The sequence below is a fragment of the Streptomyces sp. DH37 genome (assembly GCF_029813835.1).
GTDB lineage: Bacteria > Actinomycetota > Actinomycetes > Streptomycetales > Streptomycetaceae > Streptomyces.
Genome location: NZ_JARVKV010000124.1, coordinates 1 through 6331 on the forward strand (window position 1 = coordinate 1; position 6331 = coordinate 6331).

Sequence of the window (6331 nt, forward strand, 5' to 3'; positions counted from 1 at the left end):
GTGCGGTGCGCCCGCGGGGCCGTGGGGGCTCCCCCGGCCCACCGCCGATGTGCGGGCGGTGTGCGGGCGGTGGTCAGCAGCCCAGTCCGGACGGGGCCGGGGAGATCTTCCACCGCTGCTTGGCGGGCTTGTCGACTCTCGACGCCCCCAGGGGGAGCATGTTGGCGGTCCGGTCGTTCCAGCCGGTCAGATAGGTGCCGCCCGTACCGGTCAGGTAGACGCTGCAACCCTCCGCCCCACGCATCCGCCACCGCTGGCCCGGGTCCTTCTGGGTGCAGGGCGACACGTACATCTCGTATCCGTCGGTGTCCAGGCACCAGTTGGTGGAACTGATCCTCAGCAGCACGTACCCCTCGGGCCACTTCTGCTGCTGCCAGGTGTTCGCCCCGCACGCCCCGGTGCCGACGAACCGGCCTGGCGAGTGCCGGGCCAGGCAGTCCCCGCTGTTGGCGTTGGCCACACGGTGCCGAGTGCTCCCCCACGAGACGGAGTTCCCGCTCGCCGCGGGCTTCGCCGCCGTGTCCATGCGGGGCTCCGCCTCCGCCCCGGTTGCGCTCTTCTGCCGCTGGGGGGTGCTGCTCGGTGCGCTGTCCCGCCTGCCGTCCGGGGTGCTGCCCTGCCTGCCGTCCGGGGCGTCCCTCGGCGGGGTGTCACCGGCCGGGGCGTCATCGGCCGGGGTGTCGTCGGTGCCACCGGCCGGGGGGTTGCCCGGGGGCCGGTCGTCGACGCCCGTCGCGGCGTCCTGGCCGTGCGCGCCGGCGCTCTTCCCCTTCTTCCCCGGCCGCGTCACCGAGGGCGTCGGCGCCGCGGCCGGGTCGGGCTCGTCGGGGACGAAGGCGCCCTGCTCCTCCTGGGCGTCGGTCAGCAGCGTGTCCTGTGCGGCATGGACGGTGGCGGTCCTCTTCTCCTCCGAGCCGTCGTCCAGCAGCAGCAGCGGAACGACGAGCAGGACCGCGCCGGCCACCGCGGCGGCCGCCAGCATCGGTTTCCTCGGACGGCCCGACGCCCCCTCCCCGTCCGGCCCGTCGGCGGGCGGCTCGGGGGCGGACGCGGTGCTCGCGGTGCCCGTTCCTCCCGCGGCGGCGGGAAGGGCGGCGGCGGCCGCCGCGGAGCCCGCCTCGGTCTCCGCCTCGCGGTCCGTCCGTGCCGTGCCGCCGTCCGCCGTCCGGCTCTCTGTACGGGCCGTACGGCCCTCCGTACGGGCCTGCTCGCCGGAGGCCGGTTCCTCGCGCCTCCCGCGTTCCTCGCCACCGCTGCCGTCGCGTGCCGCCGCCGGAGCCGCCGAAGCCGCCGCTGCGGCGGGCCCGGCGGCGGGCCCGGTGGCGGTATCGGCGGCGGCATCGGTGGACGTGGCCGGGGGCGTGGCGCCGCGCCGTCCGGCCGGTCGCGGAGTGTCGCCCGGGGTGTCCGCCGCGGGCGGCGCGGCCGCCCGGCGGGCGGCGGGCGCGTCACCGGGGCGGCCGTCTCCGGAGGCCGTACGGCGCGCGTTTCGGCCGGGTTCCTGGTCAGCGGGCATCTCTTCTCCACTGTGGTCGGGAGGGGTCGGGAGTGGTCGGGGGTCCAGGGCGGCGGCCGGTCCCGGGGGCGGTGGGACCCCTCCCCGGGAGCGGGCCCGTCACCGGGCGGACAGGCGCTGGTGCGGCACACCCGCGTTCGGCAGGTCCTCCGGGAGCAGCAGCCGCAGGTCGTCCAGGCTGGGCGAGGCCAGTGCGCCCAGCCGCCCGGCCTGGCGGGTCATCATCGTCTCCAGCAGCTGCCGCGCGGTGCGCGCGTTGCCGAACGTGCGGTCCCTGGGCAGCGCGTCCACCAGGGCGTGCAGCGCCTGCCGGGTCTGCGCGGGGCACTCGTAGCCGGAGGAGAGCGCCTGCCGGCACACGATGGTGACCAGTTGGTCGGTGGTGTAGTCCTCGAACTCGATGGTGCGGGTGAAGCGGGAGGCCAGGCCCGGGTTGGAGGCCAGGAAGCGGCCCATCTCCGCGGTGTAGCCGGCGGCGATCACCACCACGTCGTCGCGGTGGTCCTCCATCAGCTTCAGCAAGGTGTCCACCGCCTCCTGGCCGAAGTCGTTGGAGGCGCCCTCGGGGGTGAGGGTGTAGGCCTCGTCGATGAACAGCACCCCGCCCAGCGCGCGCTCGAAGACCTCCTTGGTCAGCTGGGCGGTGTGGCCGACGTAGCGGCCCACCAGATCGGCGCGGGCCACCTCCACGAGCTGCCCGCGCGGCAGGACGCCCAGGGAGTGCAGCAGTTGCGCGTACAGCCGGGCGACGGTGGTCTTGCCGGTGCCGGGTGATCCGGAGAACACCAGGTGGTGGCTGATCCTGGGGGCCGGCAGGCCCGCCGCCTGCCGCTGCCGGGCCGCGGCGAGCAGGTTGACCAGGTCGGTCACCTCGCGCTTGACCGCGTCCAGACCGACCATCTCCTCCAGCCGGGCCAGCATCTCCTCCCGGCCGACGCCCTCGCCGGCCTGCTCGGCCTCCTCCTGTCCGACGTCCTCGGGGAGCAGCAGCGTCAGGTCGCTCTCGGCGGGTTCGGCCATGGCCGCGAGCCGGAAGGCCTGGCGGTCGAGCATCTCCTCGAACACCCCGCGGGCGGCGCGGCCGTTGCCGAAGGTGGCGTCGCGGGTCATCCCCGCGTAGCGCGCGGCCAGCGCCTCGCGGGTACGCGGGTCCAGGACGTACCGGTGGGCGCGGCACGTGTTCTCGGTGATGGTCACCAGATCGTCCACCGAGTAGTTGGCGAACTCGATGGTGCGGGTGAAGCGGGAGGCCAGGCCCGGGTTGGAGGCCAGGAAGCGGCCCATCTCCCCGGTGTAGCCGGCGGCGATCACCACCACGTCGTCGCGGTGGTCCTCCATCAGCTTCAGCAGGGTGTCCACCGCCTCGCGGCCGAAGTCGTTGGCGGAGGCCCCCTCGGGGGTGAGGGTGTAGGCCTCGTCGATGAACAGCACCCCGCCCAGCGCGCTGGTGAACGCCTCGGTGGTCTTGATGGCGGTGCCGCCGATGACCTGGGCCACCAGATCGGCGCGGGAGACCTCCACCAGATGGCCGGAGCGGAGTATCCCCAGCTCGGCCAGGATGCCGCCGTACAGCCGGGCGACGGTGGTCTTGCCGGTGCCGGGCGGGCCGGCGAAGACCAGGTGGCGGCTCATCGACGCCACCGGCAGCCCCAGGCCGGCGCGGCGCTGGGCGAGCTGGTTGAGGTTGACCAGGGTGCGCACCTGGTGCTTGACCTCCTCCAGGCCGACCAGGTCCTCCAGCTCCTCCAGCGGCCCCCGGGCGGCCGGCCGGCCGCCCTCGTCCGGGGAGATCCCGGCCGCCGCGGCGGCCTCGGCTCCCCAGAGGTCGTCGGCGGCGTTGCCGGCGCTGGTCAGGTCCTCCACCTCCAGGCGCTCGCCCGGGCGGGTCTGCCGGAGGCCGGCGCCGCGGTTGTCGCGCACGGTGCAGCCGGTGACCTCGACCTGCTCGGCGCTGTCGACGCGGACGCCGTCCCCGACGCTGCCGCCGATCTCGCAGGAGCGGAGCACGGCCCGGCCGCCGTCGGCGATCCGCACGCCGTGCGCGCCCGAGCCGGTGACCCGGCCGCGGACGACCGTCACCTCCGCGCCCTTGTCCACGGCGATGCCCGCGCCCCTGCTGTCGTGGACGGCGCAGTCGCGCAGGGTGGCCAGACCGCCCGCCGCGACGGTCACGCCGCTGTCGGCCGCGCCGCGCAGCACGGTGTCGCCGAGCCGGGGGTCGCCGCCGTCGGCGACGCGCAGTCCCGCGCCGCCCGCGCCGTCCACCTCGCAGTGCTCCAGCCGCCCGTGGCCGTCGTCGGTGACCTCCACGCCGTGGCCGGCGCAGGAGGTGATCCGCGCCCGGCGCACCAGCGGGTTGGCGCCGGAGCGGATCGCCAGGCCCGTACCGCCGGCGTCGGCCACCAGCAGGTCGTCGAACTCCGCGGCGCAGTCCTCGGCCAGCAGCACGGCGGGGCCCTGGGCGCCGCTGTCGCGCACCGAGACGCGGTGGAGGGCGGGGGTGCTGTGTCCCCGCACCGTGATCGCGGGCGCGGGCGAGGAGAGGAACTCGCAGTCCTCGAAGGTGCCCCGGGAGCGGTCGCCGACGGTCAGCGCGCCGCCCTTGGTGCGGACGGTGCGGCAGCGCCGCAGCAGCGGGTCGGCGCCCGAGGCGAGCACGATGCCCGGGCCGGTGGTGGCGGTGACCGCGACCTCCTCCAGTTCGGGGCGGGAGTCGCTGGTCACGTACACCCCCACGGCGGCGTCGCGGACGGCGGTGCGCAGCACCCGGACGGTGGTGTGCCCCTCCAGGGCGATGGCGGGCTTGTCGGTCCCGGAGATCTCGCAGTCCTCGACCGAGCCCCGCGCCTCGCCGTTGACGAGGAGGCCGTTGCCGCGGGCGTCGCGCAGCCGGCAGTCGCGCACCACGGCCCGTCCGCTCTCGCCGACGACGACCGCGGAGGTGCCCAGGTTCTCCACCACGCAGTTCTCGACCGCGTTGTCGGTGTCGGCGGTGACCACGATCCCCGCGCCGCCGGGGTTGGTGACCCGGCAGTGCCGCATCGCCAGCGAGCCGCTCTGGCGTGCCAGGACGGCCGTCCACCCCGACCCGACGACCGTGCAGCCGTCCAGGGCGAGCTGGCCGCGCGGGGCGTCCACCACGGGCACGTCCTCGCTGCCGCCGCGCAGCAGCAGGTCGGTGAGCAGCACCGCGTCCGCCACCAGCATGACCGCGGTGCCGCGGCGCGGGCAGATCTCCACACTGCCCGGTTCGCCCTCGGCGACGATGGTCACCCTGGTGCGGACCGTCAGGTTCTCCGGATAGCGGCCCGGACGGACCCGGATGACCGCTCCGGTGCGCGCCCGTGCCAGCGCCTCAGCGATCGTCCGGAATCCTTCCGGCTGTTCCGGGCTGACCGTGAGCAACTGCCGTGACACGCGGGAACCTCCTGTCTGGGATCACCTCGGGCCCCGCCTCCGGCCCGGCGGTCCACCCCCGCATCCAACAACCTCGACGGGTTCAGGAGCTCGCACGGAGCTTGCCGAATCCTTGCCCGCCCCGTCCGGTACGGGCTCCGTGTCACTACGCTCTGCGCCATGGCACGCGTCCTTTCCCGCCCACTCCGCACGGCGGGAGCGGCGGCGGCCACCGCGCTGGTCGTCCTCGCCCCTCCGGGCGCGCGGCCCGCGGCGGCCGGCGAACCCGTCAGGCTGCCCGGCGTCAGCACCCGGCTGGCCGACGGCGCGCCCTGCGCGAAGGCGTCGGACCGCACGGCCGAGGCCCGGCCGTGGACCTGGCAGGCCCTGGGCCTGCCCCAGAGCTGGCGGCTGGCCCGGGGGGACGGGGTGACCGTCGCGGTGGTGGACACCGGCGTCGGCACCGGCATCCCCGCCCTGTCCGGCCGGGTGACGGCGCTGGACGGGGCGGGACGCGACTGCGTGGGGCACGGCAGCTTCGCGGCCGGACTCATCGCCGCCGCCCCCGCCGACGGCACCGGGGTGGCCGGGGTGGCCCCGCGGGCCCGGATCCTGGCGGTACGGGGGACCGACGAACGCGGCACGCCCTCCGCCGGGCGGGTCGCCCGGGGCGTCCGGGCGGCCGTGGACGCCGGCGCCGACGTGGTCTACGTGGCGCACGCCCTGCCGACCGGGCGGAAGGAGCTGACCGCGGCCGTCGCCCACGCCACCGGGAACGACGTGCTGGTGGTCGCCCCCACCGCCCCGGACGCCGCGCCGCTCGACCCCCGCACCCGGCGGCCCGACCCCACGGCCAGGCCGTACTTCCCCGCGTTCGTCCCGCAGGTGCTGTCGGTGGTGGACCACGGCCCGGGCGGCACCCGCCCGGAGGGCGCGCCGCAGCCGTTCGCGCCCGACCTGTCGGCCCCCGGCGACCTGGTGGTCAGCGTCGGCCCGCGCGGGTCCGGTCACTACATCGGCTCCGGTTCCTCGCTGGCCGCGGCGGCCGCCGCGGGGGCGGCGGCGCTGGTGCGCGCCCGCCATCCGGAGCTGAGCGCCGCCGAGGTCGCCCGCCGGCTGATGGGCGCGGCCTACCCGGCGACCGTGCCGAGGCTGGACCCGTACGCGGCGCTCTCGGCGCTCCTGCCCGAAGGCCGGCAGTCCGTTCCGGAGCCGGAGCCCGCCCCCCTGCCGCCGTCCGTCCCGCACGCCCCGCGCCACCGCGCCCTGGTCCTGGCGGGCGGTGCCGGGCTGCTGGTGCTGCTGGTGGCCGCCGCCGCGGTGGTCGTCCCGCGCGGGCGGGCGCGGGGCTGGCGCCCGGCGGGCGGCTGAGCCCCTCCGGACCCCCGGGGCCGGGCCGTCCTTCCCGGAGCCCCGGGA

The 6331-nt window shown here is 76.7% G+C and carries 3 protein-coding genes; 1 reads left to right on the forward strand and 2 read right to left on the reverse strand.

Annotated elements, in window-relative coordinates:
• Positions 1-73 precede the first annotated feature (73 nt).
• Together QC029_RS30080 and QC029_RS30085 are read right to left on the reverse strand one after the other, a co-directional pair.
• Positions 74-1516: a hypothetical protein gene (locus tag QC029_RS30080; protein WP_279559018.1), complete on the reverse strand. Its 1443-nt coding sequence runs from the start codon at positions 1514-1516 to the stop codon at positions 74-76.
• 99 nt (positions 1517-1615) lie between these two features.
• Positions 1616-4933, reverse strand: a complete 3318-nt coding sequence (locus QC029_RS30085) for a right-handed parallel beta-helix repeat-containing protein (RefSeq protein ID WP_279559019.1) — start codon at positions 4931-4933, stop codon at positions 1616-1618.
• A 159-nt stretch (positions 4934-5092) separates the two neighbouring features.
• Here QC029_RS30085 and QC029_RS30090 point away from each other — a divergent pair, with 159 nt between their 5' ends.
• Positions 5093-6283 (forward strand): S8 family serine peptidase, encoded by a 1191-nt coding sequence (locus QC029_RS30090; protein ID WP_279559020.1) that lies wholly within the window; start codon positions 5093-5095, stop codon positions 6281-6283.
• The last annotated feature ends 48 nt before the right edge of the window (positions 6284-6331 follow it).